Raw genomic sequence first — 14881 nt, 5'->3', positions numbered from 1 at the left:
GCAGTGGGAAAAATGGCTTAACCGGAATTGCCATGGTGGCAATTCAGTTTCAGTTAAGTTGCAGCGCGTACCGTGGCCGGCGTAGGAAAACATCATGTAACGGAGACTTATCATGAAGCGCCTCACTGCCCTGGGCGCCGCCGCTATCATCCTCGTTACGGCGACCCCGGCCGCCGCCGTGGACCCCGACAAGCCACTGATCGTGCCGGCCACTGTTACAATTGTCGCTTTCGATCAATTGGACGCTACGGCCCTGGCCCTTCACCCTGGTTCGACGCTGCTGGACACCGATTTGGATGAGGAATACGGCAAGTACGTTTATGAAGTCGAGCTACGAGATACCGACGGCATTGAATGGGATGTTGAATTGAATGCGCTCACCGGGCAGGTTCTCAAGAATCATCAGGATACGTAATGAAGGTAAATTTACGCGTCGGCAGTCGCGTGGCGCTGGTGCTCATGGTGTTTTGTTCCAGCCTGGCGGCCCGCGACCTCAACCAGGACGAAGCCCTGGCCCTGCGCCAGCAAGGCGTGATCCTGCCATTGGAACAGCTGTTGCAGCAGGCCATGGCGCGATACCCCGGCTCGCGGCTGCTGGAGGCCGAACTGGAAAAGAAACACGGGCAATACGCCTATGAAGTGGAACTGGTGACCACCGAGGGCGTGGTGCGCGAGATCAAGCTGGATGCCACCAATGGCGACCTGATCAAAGATGAGGAAGACTGATGCGCCTGCTCCTGGTGGAAGACAACGTGCCCCTGGCCGACGAACTGATGGCCGGCCTGCAGCGCCAGGGTTATGCAGTCGACTGGCTGGCCGACGGCCGGGACGCCGTGTATCAAGGGCGCAGCGAGCCCTATGACTTGATCATTCTCGACCTTGGCCTGCCCGGTTTGCCCGGGCTTGATGTGCTGGCCCAATGGCGCGCCGCCGCGTTGGCCATCCCGGTGCTGATCCTTACCGCCCGCGATTCCTGGGCCGAGCGTATCGAAGGGCTCAAGGCCGGCGCCGATGATTACCTGAGCAAACCCTTTCACCCTGAAGAGCTGTACCTGCGCATCCAGTCGCTGCTGCGCCGCTCCCACGGCCAGACGAACCAGCCCACCCTGCAAGCCGCCGGCCTGCATTTGGATGAAGGGCGCCAGTGCGTGCTACGTGACGGCGCCGAGATCCAACTGACGGCTGCCGAGTTTCGCTTGTTACGCTATTTCATGCTGCATCCCGAACAGATCCTGTCCAAAAGCCACCTTGCCGAGCACTTGTATGACGGTGAGACCGAACGCGACTCCAATGTGCTGGAGGTGCACGTCAACCACCTGCGGCGCAAATTGGGACGCAGCGTGATCGAGACCCGACGCGGTCAGGGTTACCGATTCGGCGCCACTCCGGCATGAGGTCGATCCAGCGGCGCTTGAGCCTGGGGTTGATCAGCGTGATGGTGATCGTCGGCGTGGTGCTGGCGCAAACCAGCCTGTGGTTGTTCGAGGCGGGTTTGCAGCGCTACCTTGAAGCGGGCTTGCGCAACGACAGCGAAAACCTGCTGGTGGCGCTGGTGCGTGGGCCCAACGGCGTGCAGTTGGATGAGCAACGCCTGTCGCCGGCGTACCAACGGCCATTTTCCGGGCATTACTTTCGTATCGACTTTGCCGATGTGCATTGGCGCTCCCGCTCACTGTGGGACCAGGAACTGCCCCGGCTCCCGGTGGCGGGGCTCAAGGGCAACCTGCAACTGGGACCCGAAGGCCAGCAACTGTTGGTGCTGCGCTCGGACTACAAGCGCTTTGGCCAATCGATTTCCATCAGCGTGGCCCAGGACTACACGCCTGTGCGCGAGAGCTTTCGCCTGATGCGTCAGGTCGGCCTGGTGATGGGGCTGGCGGCGCTGCTGCTGGTGCTGATCCTGCAACGGGTCACCGTGCGCCGTGCCCTGCGCCCCCTGGAGACCGCACGTAACCAGATCGCCCAACTGCAACAAGGCCAGCGCTCGCAACTCGATACTCAGGTGCCGCTTGAGCTGGAGCCACTGGTGGCGCAAATCAACCACCTGTTGGCGCACACCGAAGACAGCCTCAAGCGCTCGCGCAACGCCCTCGGCAACCTGGGGCATGCGCTGAAAACCCCGCTGGCAGTGTTGTTGAGCGCGGCCTCCAGTGACGCCCTCAAGGATCATCCGCAACTGAGCCAGTTGCTGCGCGAGCAATTGGAGCAAGTGCAGCAGCGCCTCAACCGTGAACTCAACCGTGCGCGCCTGGCGGGTGATGCGCTGCCGGGCGCGTTGTTTGACTGTGAACAAGAGCTGCCCGGTTTACTGGCCACCCTGCGCATGATCCACGGCGAACACCTGGACCTCAGCTACCAGGTGGCGCCGGGCCTGCAACTGCCTTGGGACCGTGAAGACCTGCTGGAACTGCTGGGTAACCTGTTGGACAACGCCTGTAAATGGGCGGACGCCGAGGTACGCCTGAGCGTTAGCGAGACGCCCCAGGGCTATCGGCTGGCGGTGGAAGACGACGGCCCCGGCATTCCCGAGGCCCAGCGCGACCAAGTGTTCAGCCGTGGCGCACGCCTGGATGAGCAAAGGGTTGGCCATGGCCTGGGTTTGGGGATCGTGCGGGATATCGTTGAGGTGTGGGGTGGGGTGTTGCAACTGCAAGAGAGCGAGCTGGGTGGGCTCAAGGTATTGATCCAGTTGCCACGGCGCTAGCATTCACACACCACCGCTCAAAATGTGGGAGCTGGCTTGCCTGCGATAGCATCGACTCGGTTTGCCTGACATACCGAGGTGTCTGCATCGCGGGCAAGCCCGGCTCCCACAGTAAAGCCTTGCTACATTCAGACCCTGAACTGATCCATCAACCCCTGCTGCTGATTTGCCAGGCTGTTCAACGCCTGGCTGACCCGCGCCGATTCATTGGCCTGCTCCGACAACGACTCGGTCACATCGCGAATGGTCGCCACGTTGCTGTTGATCTCTTCGGCCACGGCGCTTTGCTCTTCGGCGGCGCTGGCGATTTGCAGGTTCATATCACTGATCACCGTGACCGCATCGCCAATCTGGCGCAAGGCGGTGACGGCCTGGCCGACCTGTTCGACGCTGCCCTGAGCCTGGCGATAGCTGTTGCCCATGGAGCCGACCACGTCGCTGGTACCGGTTTGCAATTGTTCGATCACCAGGCGGGTTTCTTCCACCGATTCCTGGGTGCGCCGCGCCAGGTTGCGCACTTCGTCGGCGACCACGGCAAAACCGCGGCCGGCTTCACCGGCGCGAGCGGCTTCGATGGCGGCGTTGAGCGCCAACAGATTGGTCTGCTCGGCGATGCCGCGAATCACTTCAAGCACCGAGCCGATCTGTTCGCTGTTGGCGGCCAAGCCCTCTACCTGGGTCATGGCGGTGCTCATGTCGGCGGCGAGCTCGCCAATGTTGGCGGTGGTGCGGTCGATAACCGTCAAGCCTTGACGAGTTGCCTGGTCGGCATCTCGGGCGGCTTGGGCCGCTTGGGCGGCGCTGCGGGCCACGTCCTGGGCGGTGGCGCTCATTTCGTGGGATGCGGTAGCCACCTGATCCACCTGGCGGTACTGCTGCTCCATGCCGGCGCTGGTTTGCGTGGCAATGGCCGCGGACTGGTCGGCAGTGCCGCGGGCGTCCTGCACCGAGCGTTTGACCTCGGCAATGATCGGCTGCAGCTTGTCGAGGAAGCGGTTGAACCAGCCGGCCAATTGGCCCAGTTCGTCCTGTTTGGCGTAGGCCAGGCGCCGGGTCAGGTCGCCTTCGCCGCTGGCGATATCCTCAAGCATGTGCGCCACGCCAAGGATTGGCCGGGTCACGCTGCGCGCCATCAGCCACACCAGGATCAAGCCGACCACGGCGGCGAGCAGGCCCAGGCCCAGTTCTAGCAGGGTGCCTTTGGCGTTGTCGGCGTCCAGCTGGTTTTTCAGCGCTTCGGCGGGGGCGACCAGGACTTTTTCCGGTACATCCAGCAATACGCCCCACGCCTTACCGCCGGGAATCGGCGCAAAAGGCGCCAGTACCTTGAGTTGATGGTCGGTGCGCAGGCTGTGGGTCTGGGTACTGCTGGCCAAGGCACTGGTCAACTGTGCGCCGCTGGCCGGGTCGACCTGCTCCAGGCGTTGGCTGAGTTTGCTGGCATCCGGGCTGTAGCCGGCCAGTAAGCCGGTCGGGCTGAGGATGCTGACCTGGGTCTGGCCGTCGTACAGTTTCTGGCTGGCCTGTTGGCTGACCGCCTGCAGGCTGTTGAGGTTGATATCCACCGACAGCGAGGCGATGACTTTGCCATTGACCATCAGCGGGAACACGATGCTGGTCATCAGCACGTTCTGGCCGTCGATCACATAGAAGTAGGGCTCGATCACGCAGGGTTTGAGAGTCGTGCGCGGGCAGGTGAACCAGGCGTTGGCTTTTTCGCCGCTGGGGCCGATGGAGGTGTCGGCCATGTCGCTCTCGGGCAGTGCCATCGAGGTGATTTTCCCCGGTGTCGGTTGCGACCAGTACAGTGCGAAACGGCCTTTGTCATTGCTGCCTAGTTCTGCCTGGTTGGCGAACAGTTCGTCTTTGCCGTCCAGCGCATTGGCTTCGAACACCAGGGACAGGCCGAGCAGGTCGGGGTTGGCCTGCAGGGCGGCCTTGACCTGGCGGGTCAGGTCTTCACGGGTGTCGAAGGCATCGAGAAAGCGCTTCTCGGCCTGTTCGCGCAAAAACAGCACCTGGCGGGAAAAACCATGGCCGTATTGGTAGGCATCCATGAACTGCTGGCGAATGCCCAGCGCTTGCACTTCGCCTTGGGCCTCGATGCGCGACTGGGCGGCTTCGTCGAGCATCTGCATGCTGGACGCCTTGACCTGCTGGGAGCTCTGCGCCATGCGATACAGCGACAGACCCACCAGCAGGGTCACGATCCCCAGCAGGCAGAGGCCCGCCAGCAGGGTGATTTTCCATTGAATGGAGAGCTGCCTGAGCGACATCGGGACATCCTTACCTGAAAGCACATAGAGACAGCGTATCGGCCAGCGCCTGTAATTCTTTATGCGTGCAGAGGGCTTTGCCTCACCACAGTTTTTGACATGACAGCCCAGCTCCTGCAAAGTGCGCGCCCTCTAATAAGACCTCTTTCAAGCTTGCACGCCGGCAGCTGTTCCCATGGGCCGCGCGCGGGCATGCCTGTCTTTTTTGTTTCTGCTTGAGGTAACCATGATTAACGCAGTCATCGCCGCGGTCGGCACCATGCTGGTACTCAGCCTGTCCCGCGTGCACGTGGTCATCGCCATTATCGTCGGCGCCCTGGTGGGCGGCTTGACCGGTGGCCTGGGTATCGAGGCCACGCTCAAGGCCTTCAACGGCGGGCTGGGCGGCGGCGCAACCGTGGCCTTGTCCTACGCATTGCTCGGGGCTTTCGCCGTGGCGATTGCCAAGTCCGGGCTGGCCCATGCGCTGGCGGACAAAGCCTTGCTGCTGGTGGACCGCCAGGACGCCAGCGGTGGCAACCACGTCAAATGGCTGCTGATCGGCCTGTTGTGGGTGGTGGCGATTGCCTCGCAGAACATCTTGCCGATCCACATTGCGTTTATTCCGCTGCTGGTACCGCCGCTGCTGTATGTGCTGACCAAGCTGCAACTGGACCGTCGCCTGATCGCCTGCGTGATGACCTTCGGCCTGATCACCCCGTACATGTTTCTGCCGGTGGGCTTTGGCAATATCTTCCTCAATCAGATCCTGCTGGCTAACGTCGCCAAGAGCGGAGTGGATATCAGCGGGGTCAATGTCACCCACGCCATGGGCTTGCCGGCGCTGGGCATGGTGGTCGGCCTGCTGGTGGCGGTGTTGATCAGCTACCGCAAAAAGCGTGTGTACGACCTGAAGAAAATCGAGCGTGTCGAGCAAGTGGCGGTGCAGTACAACCCGCTGACCCTGCTGGTGGCCGGCCTGGCGATTGCCTCGGCGTTCATCATCCAGTTGTGGCTGGACTCGATGATCATCGGCGCCCTGGCCGGGTTCCTGATCTTCTCGGTGTCGGGCATCGTGCGCTGGCGCGACACCGATGACCTGTTCACCGAAGGCATGAAGATGATGGCGATGATCGGTTTCATCATGATCGCGTCCTCAGGTTTTGCCGAAGTGCTCAAGGCGACCGGTGACGTGAACTCGCTGGTGCAGGCCTCGGCAGCGTTCATCGGTCATAGCCGGGGCGTTGGCGCGTTGTTGATGCTGCTGGTGGGGTTGTTGGTGACCATGGGCATCGGCTCGTCGTTTTCCACGGTGCCGATCCTCGCGGCGATTTTCGTGCCGCTGTGTGTGCAGTTGGGCTTCAGCCCGGTGGCCATCGTGTGCATCGTTGGTACCGCCGGTGCCTTGGGCGACGCCGGTTCGCCTGCCTCGGACTCCACCCTAGGCCCCACCTCCGGCCTGAACATCGACGGCCAGCACCACCATATCTGGGACACCGTGGTACCGACCTTCCTGCACTACAACCTGCCGCTGCTGGCGTTCGGCTGGCTGGCTGCGATGACGCTCTGATCCAAGTGAGCCCCCTGTGGCCAGAGATTGCTCCCGCTGGGCTGCGAAGCAGCCCCAAAAAGCTTGCGGGCGCTGCGCACCCGAGCGGGAGCAAGCTCTGGCCACACAAGCTCGCGCCTACAGTAATCGCTCACATGGCCGTTAACCTCTCAAGTCGCCACTAACAAGAGAGAAAAGCCATGCGTCTGAGTTTGAAGGCCAAAGTCCTGGCCCTTGCTGTCGTGCCGGTGTTGTTGTTTGCCGTGGTCATCAGCCTGACCACCGTGTGGATTCTGCAGGGCCAGGCCCGCAACGAGGTGGATGAAACCCGTCAGCGCCTGCTCAACGACGCCAAGGCCACCCTGCAAAGTTATGTCGAGGTGGCTATGACCACCATCAAGCCGCTCTACGACGCGGCAGCCCCCGGCGACAGCGCGGCGCGGGCGCAGGTGGTCAAGTTGCTGTCCAATACCAGCTACGGCAAAGACGGCTATTTCTTCGGCTACGACTCCGAGACCATCCGCCTGTTCAAGGGCAACAGCCCGGACGGCGTAGGCAAAAGCTTCAAGGACAACCGCGACCCCAACGGCGTCTACGTCAACCGCGACCTGGTCAAGGTCGGCAAGGACGGCAGCCACTACCTGCAATACAGCTCGACCCAGCCCGGCCAGACCGAACTGGTGCCCAAGCTCGGCTATACCGAGTACCTGCCCAAGTGGGACATGGTGATCGGCACCTCGGTGAACCTCGATGGCATCGACGCCCAAGTGGCGGTGGTGCAGGCAAAAGTCGAGAAGCGCATGCAAGGCGTGCTGTTGAGCATCCTCGGCGTGGCCGTGGTGGTGTTGCTGGTGATCGCCGCCGTGGGCATGCTGCTGGCCAATACCATCTTGCGTCCGCTGCACCTGATGAAAGCCAACCTCGATGACATCGCCGCGGGTGAAGGTGACCTGACCCGCCGCCTGGCCATTACCAGCCAGGATGAACTCGGCGACCTGGCCGGTGCATTCAACCGCTTTGTCGATAAAATCCACGGCCTGGTGCGCCAGATCACCGACATGACCGCCCAACTCACCGGGCTGGTGAGCCAGGTGTCCGACCAAGCCCAGCGTTCCGAACAGGCCATGGAACGCCAGCGCCACGAGACCGACCAGGTGGCCACTGCGATCAACCAGATGTCTTCGGCGGCGCACGAAGTGGCACGCAGTGCCCAAGGCGCCGCCGTCGCTGCGCAGCAGACCGACGCCGAAGGCCAGGCCGCCAAACGTGTGGTAGACGGCAGCATCGCGCAGATCCATGCGCTGGTGAACGACATCCGCAGCAGCGGCGTGTCCCTGGACAGCCTGCAGCAGGATGTGTCGTCAATCGTCAGTGTGCTCGGCGTGATCCGCTCCATCGCCGAGCAAACCAACCTGCTGGCGCTCAACGCTGCCATCGAGGCCGCACGGGCCGGGGAGGCTGGGCGTGGCTTTGCCGTAGTCGCCGATGAAGTGCGCGCCCTGGCCAGTCGCACCCAAACCAGCACCCAGGAAATCCAGGGCATGATCGATCGCCTGCAAAAAGGCACCGAGGCGGCCGTGGACGCTATGCGCCGCTCCAGCGATGCCGGCGACGGCACCTCGGCCCAGGCCAACCAGGCCGGCGCGTCCCTGGACACCATGGCGCAACTGATTGGCACCATCAACTCAATGAACGCCCAGATCGCCAGCGCCGCGGAAGAGCAGACCGCCGTGGCGGAAGAGATCAACCGCAGCGTGCATCAGATTGCGGTAGCGGTAGACAGCGTGGCGGACGAAACCCAACTGGGCGCTCAGACGTCTCGCAGTTTGGCCGACCTGGGCCAGCGCCTCGGACAGTTGGTGGGCCAGTTCAGGATCTGACCCATTCAACCCATGGCAGGGTTTAAACGTCGCGCATCAGCAGGCCAAAGCGCAGGTCCATCTGCGCCGGAATCGGCACATACACCGTATGCCCGTCCCCCGGCGCCACCTCAATGCTTTCGCCCTTGGCGTTATGCAGGCTCGGCAAGTCAAAATGAAAATTGCCCGCGGGCGTCATCAACTCCAGGTGGTCGCCCAGCGCAAAGCGGTTCTTGACCTTCACCTCGGCCAACGCGCCACGGCGCTCGCCGGTCAGCTCCCCGACAAACTGCTGGCGCTCGGAAACCGAGCTGCCGTTCTGGTAGTTCTGGTATTCATCGTGCACGTGGCGGCGCAGGAAACCTTCGGTGTAGCCACGCTGGGCCAGGGACTCGAGGTTGGTCATCAAGCCGCGGTCAAATGCACGCCCGGCCACTGCGTCATCGATGGCCTGGCGGTAGACCTGGGTGGTGCGCGCGCAGTAAAAGTGGGACTTGGTGCGGCCTTCGATCTTCAACGAATGCACGCCCATCTGTGCCAGGCGCTCCACATGCTGCACGGCCCGCAGGTCCTTGGCGTTCATGATGTAGGTGCCGTGTTCGTCTTCGAAGGCGGGCATGGGTTCATCGGGGCGATTGGCTTCCTGTAGCAGGAACACCTGATCGGTGGGCGTGCCGATGCCCAATGTGGGTTGATATTCATGGACGATATCGCCAGTGGCATTCTCCACTGCCGGCGTGGCCTGGTATTTCCAGCGGCAGGCATTGGTGCAGGTGCCCTGGTTGGCATCGCGCTTGTTCATGTAGCCCGACAGCAGGCACCGCCCGGAATAGGCCATGCACAAGGCGCCATGTACAAACACCTCCAACTCCATCGCCGGCACTTGCTGGCGGATTTCGCCGATCTCTTCCAGGGACAGCTCCCGCGACAGAATCACCCTGCAAATGCCTTGTTGCTGCCAGAACGCCACGCTGGCCCAGTTCACCGTATTGGCCTGTACCGACAGGTGGATCGGCATCTGCGGGAAGTGCTGGCGCACCAGCATGATCAACCCCGGGTCGGACATGATCAGCGCATCCGGGCCCATGGCGATCACCGGCGCCAGGTCCTTGAGGAAGGTCTTGAGCTTGGCGTTGTGCGGCGCAATGTTCACCACCACGTAGAAACGCTTGCCCTGGTCATGGGCTTCCTGGATGCCGAGGGCCAGGTTGGCGTGGTCGAACTCGTTGTTGCGCACCCGCAGGCTGTAGCGCGGCTGGCCGGCATAGACCGCGTCGGCACCGTAGGCGAAGGCGTAGCGCATGTTTTTCAGGGTGCCGGCAGGGGCGAGCAGCTCGGGGGCAATCATCGAGGGCATGGCTGTAGGTCGCAAAAGGCGCGAGGGTAGTGCAGGGCCGGGCGCCGTTCATTGATCCACGTCTACGCATGGCGATCTATGCTTGTTCGATAAACAAGGGCACTCCCACGTTTGGCTGCGGACTAAGCAACAGGGCCGCCATCGGCCCTGTTTTTCTGACATGGACCGGACATGAATCAAACCAACCTGCAATTCAAAACCCTGTTGCTGCTACTGGCCTTGGTCACCGTGGCTTTTATCTGGATATTGCTGCCGTTCTACGGCGCGGTGTTCTGGGCCGTGATCCTGGGCATTATCTTTGCGCCGATGCAGCGCCGCCTGCAGCAACGTTTTAGCTGGAACCGCAACCTGACCTCCCTGACCACCTTGATGGTGTGCCTGGTGATCGCGATTCTGCCGGTGATCATCACCAGTGCTTTGCTGGTGCAAGAGGGGGCCACGCTCTACAAAAACATCGAGAGCGGCAAACTCGACGTGGCGGGTTATATCGAGCAATTCAAGAACGTTCTACCGCCGTATTTCCAGCAATTGCTCGACCGTTTTGGCATGGGCAACCTCGAAGGGCTGCGGGAAAAGGTCGTCAAGGGCGCGATGCAGGGCAGTCAGTTCTTTGCCTCTCAGGCGTTCAGCTTCGGCCAGGGGACGTTTGATTTCCTGGTGAGCTTTTTCATCATGTTGTACCTGCTGTTTTTCCTGCTGCGCGATGGCCCGGAACTGGTACGCAAAGTGCGCACAGCCGTACCGTTGGCCGAGCCGCAAAAGCGTCGCCTGCAGCTCAAGTTCAACCGCGTGGTGCGCGCCACGGTCAAGGGCAACGTGCTGGTGGCTGTGACCCAAGGTGCGCTGGGAGGTTTGATCTTCTGGTTCCTGGACATCCCCAGTGCCTTGCTCTGGGCCGTGCTGATGGCGTTCCTGTCACTATTGCCAGCGGTGGGTGCCGGGCTGGTCTGGGGGCCGGTGGCGGTTTACTTCCTGTTGAGCGGTTCGATCTGGCAGGGCGTGGTGCTGGGGCTGTTCGGGGTGTTCGTGATTGGCCTGGTGGACAACGTACTGCGCCCGATCCTGGTGGGCAAGGACACCAAGATGCCGGACTACCTGATCCTGATCTCGACCTTGGGTGGCCTGTCGGTGTTCGGCCTTAACGGCTTTGTCATCGGGCCGCTGGTGGCGGCGTTGTTCATGTCGTGCTGGGCGTTGTTCGTCGAAACCAAGCCGCGGGTCAAGTTGCCGCTGCCATAGCGTTCAGGCTTCTAGCCTGAAGTCGGTTGCCATTCGGCGTTGTGTTTCGGCATCCGATAACGAAGTGAGCGGGCCGCTGATCGGCTCGCCATCGCGCACCACATACCAGCAGGCGAGCAAGCCCAGTTTGCGCAGAGGGGCGGGGACGGCGCTACCGATGACAGACATGATTTGAACAGTGGGCATAAGTACCTCCAAACGTTATGGAGGTCACCTTACGGTTTGCCGGTGCTTGGGAAAAATCACCTGGCTCGATAGTCGACATCAATGCCAGGCGTTAATCCACCACCTGGTCGAGCATGTTCACCACTTCGTGCTCACTGAGCAGGCCCTTGCGCACCAGGTTTTCGGCCAGCAATGCCAGGAACTTGGCGCTGCGATGGCCTTCAAGGTGCTTGAGTTCAGTCAACGCGTTATAGACCTTGCTGGAGGTGCACAGGCCGGCGGTGCGGTGCGGGTTTTGCGTGGGCATGGTCAATCGTCCTTAATTGTTATTGGCTGGACTGGGTCGATAGTGCGACTGTTTTGTGACGCAAACATGACAGCGCAGCCCGCCATCGATCAAGAGGATATTCGACGCTCATGATGTGGGATTGGCGCTCGTGCGTTGTTCTCACAGCGACATCGGCAGGATAAATCCGGACTTTTCAGGCAAAAAAAGGCCCCGCGTGTGGGCGAGGCCTGTGCCTGTCAATGGATTAAAACTTACCAACCATGGCGGTAGTAGCCGTGGGGCGGGCCGTAGTAGCCGCGAGGTGGCCCATAATAACCGCGCGGTGGGCCGTAATAGACGGGCGCCGGGCGGTAGTAAACCTGCTGTTGCACATACACTGGTGGCGGTGGCGCGTAGTAGACCGGCGGCGGCGCGGCATACACCGGCTGCGGCTGCACATACACCGGTTGTTGCACGTACACCTCACGCGGCTGGCTGGCAACTACAGAGCCGACTACCGCTGCGCCGACAAGCGCACCGAACACGGCCGGGCCACCCCAACCACCACCGTGGGCGGAAGCTTGGCCGGCCATTGCGAGTGCGCCGATAAGCAAGGCGATCCTGGGAAGTTTACGCATGATGGTCATTCCTCAATTAGCCCCTGCGCTTGTGGTCTGCAATCAATAGACTCAAGGATTGTCGCGGGGATACTTTTAAGACAACGTATTTCGAGAAAACAGCACGGCCAATGAGTAAAGGTTGTGTAAGGTCTGTACCGATTTGCTTACTTCAAGGAGTTATCCATGCAGATGCACCCCAACAAGGACACCCAACTGTGCATGTCACTGTCGGCGCGCCCTGGGAACTTTGGCCTGCGTTTTCATAACCACCTGTATGAACAACTGGGTCTGAATTTTTACTATAAAGCCTTCAGCAGCCAGGACCTGCCCGGCGCGATCGGCGGTATCCGCGCCCTGGGTGTGCGCGGTTGCGGGGTGTCCATGCCGTTCAAGGAGGCTGCCATTGCCTTGGTGGACGAACTCGACGATTCGGTTCAAGCCATCGACTCCCTGAACACCATCGTCAACACCAACGGCCACCTCAAGGCTTACAACACCGACTACATCGCCATCGAGCAACTGTTGAAAAAACACGCGGTACCCAAGGACTCCAGCTTCGCCCTGCGCGGCAGCGGCGGCATGGCCAAGGCGGTCGCCAGTGCCTTGCGTGACGGGGGGTACGCCAATGGCGTGATCGTGGCACGTAATGAGGTGGCGGGCCAGGCATTGGCCAGGAACCTGGGGTACGCGTGGCAGGCGGATCTGGGCAGCCTGCGGCCACAGATGCTGATCAACGTGACGCCCATTGGCATGACCGGCGGTGCGGAAGCGGATGCGTTGGCGTTTGACGCCGAGGCAATCGATCAGGCCGAGACGGTCTTCGATGTGGTGGCGATCCCAGCGGAAACGCCGTTGATCGTGCGTGGCCGTGCCCAGGGCAAGCGGGTGATTACCGGGCTGGAAGTGATCGCTATCCAGGCGTTGGAGCAGTTTGTGCTTTATACCGGTGTGCGGCCTACGCAGGAGCAGTTCGAGGCAGCGGTGGCCTTCGCCCGCAGCTAAAGCCTTACGCACAACCATTCGGTGATCTAACTGACGTGCACGCGATCCAACTGTGGGAGCTGGCTCGCCTGCGATGGCGGCCTGCCAGGCGACGGCTATCTACCTGACACCCCACGATCCAACTGTGGGAGCTGGCTTGCCTGCGAAGACGGCCTCACAGTCGACGCCGTAATACCGAGTACATATCCATTCCTGCGGTAACGGCTACTTAGGGTTCCGCTTTTACAGCGGCTCACTTTTGAAAAGAGCCCAAAAGTAAGCAAAAGGCTCTTGCCCCACCACTCGGCACCTCGCCTAGGCTCGGTGTGCCCGAACGCAGGCTTGAATCCGTGGGCCGCCGCCACGCGCCATCCATGGCGCGGGGCGGCTAACCCGGCGTCCTGCCGGGTTACCCACGAATTAAAGCCTGCGTTCGGCCAGCGTGGTTTAACGGGGCGCCTAAGATCAAAAGCAGAGCAAGATCAAGAGCGGCTCGCTTCGCATCGTAGTTACCGTTGGCTGCTGCAACCTACAAAGTTGTGTCGATACCAATGGCTATCGCAGGCAAGCCAGCTCCCACATGTTTATCTGCATTATCCCTGTTCCAGCTGCGCCAGCCGTTCTTCCAGTGCGGCAATCCGCGCTTCCAGCTCTTCAATGCGCTCCACCGAAACAGCCCCTGCGCTACGCTCTACCGGATTCCCCCGCGCGGTCATAATCGCTTCAATATCTGCCGGGTCCCCCAGTGCATGGGTATACCGGTCTTCCCGCTGCCCCGCCTGACGCGGCACGAGCAGCGCCAGTCCTCGTGCAATCAGGCGCTCGAGCTGATGCACAACCTGTTCGGCATCCTCAAAGTCATGCATACGCCCACTGCGGGTGAGCAACTCATTGACGGTCTGCGGCCCCCGCAGGAACAGCAGCCCGGTCAGGATCACCTGGGCCGGCACCAGTTCCAGGGCCTTGTCCACACGGTGCTCCCAGCGGTCGGCGCGGCTGCCCATCACCAGGCGCGTGAAGCCTTGGCCTTCGAGCGCGCGCAGGCTCTGGCCGACCTGGCCTTGGCTGAGGTTCATCACCGGCTCGCGGCTGGTCTTCTGGTTGCAGGCCAGCACCAGGGCGTTGAGGGTGAGGGGGTAGGTTTCCGGGTTGGTCGCCTGTTTTTCGATCAGGCAGCCCAGGATGCGGATTTCCGTGCTGTTCAGGCGCGGCTCAGGGGTGTCGGTGTCGTGCTCGGCGGTCATCGCGCTTTCCCTATGCAGTGAAGCTCACCAGCGTAATCCTCAAAAAATAAAAGACAAGCACCGGGCATGGCTATAATCGCCGCTGGTTCCAACCCTGCCATTATCAGTGAGACTGACATGACCATTTCCCTGTACGCCGCTTCTATCCCAGTCTTCAAGCAAATGCTCAACGCGTTGAGCGATGTGCTGAACAAAGCCGAAGCCCACGCCAGCGCCAAGAACATCGAGCCCAACGCCTTGCTGCAAGCGCGCCTGTTCCCGGACATGTTCCCGTTGGTGCGCCAGGTGCAGATCGCCGTGGACTTCGCCAAAGGTGTGTCGGCACGCCTGGCCGAGATCGAAGTACCGAAGTACGAAGACAACGAAGTCACCTTTGCCGACCTGCAAGCACTGATCGCCAAGGTCCTGGCCTTCGTCGCCACCATCAAGCCCGAGCAGATCGACGGCAAGGAAGGTATCGAAATCATCACCCGCCCAGGCACGCCGAAAGAGAAGCGCTTCAGCGGCCAGTCCTACCTGCTGACCTACGGCCTGCCGCAGTTCTTCTTCCACATCACTACCGCTTATGCCTTGCTGCGTCATAACGGTGTGGAAGTGGGCAAGCGTGATTACATGGGCGCGTTCTAAACTCACGCTTCAA

15 protein-coding genes and 1 pseudogene are annotated in these 14881 nt (G+C 61.4%); 9 read left to right on the top strand and 7 right to left on the bottom strand.

The features are described 5' to 3' along the window. Window positions 1-112 precede the first annotated feature (112 nt). Genes AC4PS6_RS13535 through AC4PS6_RS13520 form a run of 4 tightly spaced genes read left to right on the top strand, consistent with a single transcriptional unit; the run spans window position 113 to window position 2704 of the window. A complete protein-coding gene (locus AC4PS6_RS13535; protein WP_014717943.1) occupies window positions 113-415 on the top strand; it encodes a PepSY domain-containing protein in 303 nt (100 codons plus the stop codon). Continuing rightward, window positions 415-726: a PepSY domain-containing protein gene (locus AC4PS6_RS13530; RefSeq protein ID WP_003190266.1), complete on the top strand. Its 312-nt coding sequence runs from the start codon at window positions 415-417 to the stop codon at window positions 724-726. The genes AC4PS6_RS13535 and AC4PS6_RS13530 overlap by 1 nt, the downstream gene beginning before the upstream one ends. Further along, window positions 726-1394, top strand: a complete 669-nt coding sequence (locus AC4PS6_RS13525; RefSeq protein WP_003190268.1) for a response regulator transcription factor — start codon at window positions 726-728, stop codon at window positions 1392-1394. The genes AC4PS6_RS13530 and AC4PS6_RS13525 overlap by 1 nt, the downstream gene beginning before the upstream one ends. After that, window positions 1391-2704 (top strand): sensor histidine kinase, encoded by a 1314-nt coding sequence (locus AC4PS6_RS13520; RefSeq protein ID WP_014717944.1) that lies wholly within the window; start codon window positions 1391-1393, stop codon window positions 2702-2704. The genes AC4PS6_RS13525 and AC4PS6_RS13520 overlap by 4 nt, the downstream gene beginning before the upstream one ends. A gap of 128 nt (window positions 2705-2832) precedes the next feature. Here the strand turns inward: AC4PS6_RS13520 and AC4PS6_RS13515 are convergent, their stop codons facing one another. Together AC4PS6_RS13515 and AC4PS6_RS13510 are read right to left on the bottom strand one after the other, a co-directional pair. Continuing rightward, entirely contained in the window at window positions 2833-3588 is a 756-nt protein-coding gene (locus AC4PS6_RS13515; RefSeq protein ID WP_370694801.1) for a methyl-accepting chemotaxis protein, read from the bottom strand. 102 nt (window positions 3589-3690) lie between these two features. Further along, window positions 3691-3837: pseudogene (locus tag AC4PS6_RS13510) on the bottom strand (HAMP domain-containing protein); the annotation flags it as partial. Between the two features lie 1372 nt (window positions 3838-5209). On the opposite strand from AC4PS6_RS13510, the gene AC4PS6_RS13505 reads away from it, so the two are divergent. Further along, window positions 5210-6529, top strand: a complete 1320-nt coding sequence (locus tag AC4PS6_RS13505; RefSeq protein WP_161793214.1) for a Na+/H+ antiporter family protein — start codon at window positions 5210-5212, stop codon at window positions 6527-6529. Between the two features lie 179 nt (window positions 6530-6708). After that, window positions 6709-8388, top strand: a complete 1680-nt coding sequence (gene ctpM, locus AC4PS6_RS13500) for a methyl-accepting chemotaxis protein CtpM (protein WP_019818665.1) — start codon at window positions 6709-6711, stop codon at window positions 8386-8388. A 22-nt stretch (window positions 8389-8410) separates the two neighbouring features. Here the strand turns inward: ctpM and trhP are convergent, their stop codons facing one another. Beyond that, window positions 8411-9724: a prephenate-dependent tRNA uridine(34) hydroxylase TrhP gene (gene trhP, locus AC4PS6_RS13495; protein WP_032903782.1), complete on the bottom strand. Its 1314-nt coding sequence runs from the start codon at window positions 9722-9724 to the stop codon at window positions 8411-8413. 171 nt (window positions 9725-9895) lie between these two features. On the opposite strand from trhP, the gene AC4PS6_RS13490 reads away from it, so the two are divergent. Next, window positions 9896-10963 carry an AI-2E family transporter gene (locus tag AC4PS6_RS13490; RefSeq protein ID WP_019818663.1) on the top strand — a complete coding sequence of 356 codons (1068 nt, stop codon included), beginning with the start codon at window positions 9896-9898 and terminating at the stop codon, window positions 10961-10963. A 3-nt stretch (window positions 10964-10966) separates the two neighbouring features. Here AC4PS6_RS13490 and AC4PS6_RS13485 read toward each other — a convergent pair whose 3' ends face one another. From AC4PS6_RS13485 to AC4PS6_RS13475, 3 genes are all read right to left on the bottom strand, one after another. Continuing rightward, window positions 10967-11149 (bottom strand): hypothetical protein, encoded by a 183-nt coding sequence (locus tag AC4PS6_RS13485; protein WP_003190283.1) that lies wholly within the window; start codon window positions 11147-11149, stop codon window positions 10967-10969. Between the two features lie 91 nt (window positions 11150-11240). Then, on the bottom strand, window positions 11241-11435 hold the full coding sequence (locus AC4PS6_RS13480; RefSeq protein WP_014717949.1) for a hypothetical protein: 195 nt from the start codon (window positions 11433-11435) through the stop codon (window positions 11241-11243). A gap of 233 nt (window positions 11436-11668) precedes the next feature. Further along, a complete protein-coding gene (locus AC4PS6_RS13475) occupies window positions 11669-12043 on the bottom strand; it encodes a hypothetical protein (protein WP_019818659.1) in 375 nt (124 codons plus the stop codon). A gap of 156 nt (window positions 12044-12199) precedes the next feature. Here AC4PS6_RS13475 and AC4PS6_RS13470 point away from each other — a divergent pair, with 156 nt between their 5' ends. Then, window positions 12200-13018, top strand: coding sequence for a shikimate 5-dehydrogenase (locus tag AC4PS6_RS13470; protein WP_014717950.1), 819 nt, complete (start codon window positions 12200-12202; stop codon window positions 13016-13018). A 572-nt stretch (window positions 13019-13590) separates the two neighbouring features. Here AC4PS6_RS13470 and AC4PS6_RS13465 read toward each other — a convergent pair. After that, complete coding sequence (locus AC4PS6_RS13465) at window positions 13591-14241, bottom strand: YceH family protein (RefSeq protein WP_014717951.1); 651 nt, start codon at window positions 14239-14241, stop codon at window positions 13591-13593. A gap of 117 nt (window positions 14242-14358) precedes the next feature. Between AC4PS6_RS13465 and AC4PS6_RS13460 the strand changes: the two genes are divergently transcribed. Next, window positions 14359-14868 carry a DUF1993 domain-containing protein gene (locus tag AC4PS6_RS13460; protein ID WP_333959236.1) on the top strand — a complete coding sequence of 170 codons (510 nt, stop codon included), beginning with the start codon at window positions 14359-14361 and terminating at the stop codon, window positions 14866-14868. The last annotated feature ends 13 nt before the right edge of the window (window positions 14869-14881 follow it).

The sequence above is a fragment of the Pseudomonas sp. DW-iso17 genome (assembly GCF_058725345.1).
The sequence above is the reverse complement of the archived record's forward strand: the minus strand, read 5'-3'. Positions and strand labels throughout refer to the sequence as shown.

Coding starts and splice junctions, on each gene's coding strand:
- AC4PS6_RS13535 (WP_014717943.1), top strand. CDS start 113: ATGAAGCGCCTCACTGCCCTGGGCGCCGCCGCTATCATCCTCGTTACG.
- AC4PS6_RS13530 (WP_003190266.1), top strand. CDS start 415: ATGAAGGTAAATTTACGCGTCGGCAGTCGCGTGGCGCTGGTGCTCATG.
- AC4PS6_RS13525 (WP_003190268.1), top strand. CDS start 726: ATGCGCCTGCTCCTGGTGGAAGACAACGTGCCCCTGGCCGACGAACTG.
- AC4PS6_RS13520 (WP_014717944.1), top strand. CDS start 1,391: ATGAGGTCGATCCAGCGGCGCTTGAGCCTGGGGTTGATCAGCGTGATG.
- AC4PS6_RS13515 (WP_370694801.1), bottom strand. CDS start 3,588: ATGGAGCAGCAGTACCGCCAGGTGGATCAGGTGGCTACCGCATCCCAC.
- ctpM (WP_019818665.1), top strand. CDS start 6,709: ATGCGTCTGAGTTTGAAGGCCAAAGTCCTGGCCCTTGCTGTCGTGCCG.
- trhP (WP_032903782.1), bottom strand. CDS start 9,724: ATGCCCTCGATGATTGCCCCCGAGCTGCTCGCCCCTGCCGGCACCCTG.
- AC4PS6_RS13490 (WP_019818663.1), top strand. CDS start 9,896: ATGAATCAAACCAACCTGCAATTCAAAACCCTGTTGCTGCTACTGGCC.
- AC4PS6_RS13485 (WP_003190283.1), bottom strand. CDS start 11,149: ATGCCCACTGTTCAAATCATGTCTGTCATCGGTAGCGCCGTCCCCGCC.
- AC4PS6_RS13480 (WP_014717949.1), bottom strand. CDS start 11,435: ATGCCCACGCAAAACCCGCACCGCACCGCCGGCCTGTGCACCTCCAGC.
- AC4PS6_RS13475 (WP_019818659.1), bottom strand. CDS start 12,043: ATGACCATCATGCGTAAACTTCCCAGGATCGCCTTGCTTATCGGCGCA.
- AC4PS6_RS13470 (WP_014717950.1), top strand. CDS start 12,200: ATGCAGATGCACCCCAACAAGGACACCCAACTGTGCATGTCACTGTCG.
- AC4PS6_RS13465 (WP_014717951.1), bottom strand. CDS start 14,241: ATGACCGCCGAGCACGACACCGACACCCCTGAGCCGCGCCTGAACAGC.
- AC4PS6_RS13460 (WP_333959236.1), top strand. CDS start 14,359: ATGACCATTTCCCTGTACGCCGCTTCTATCCCAGTCTTCAAGCAAATG.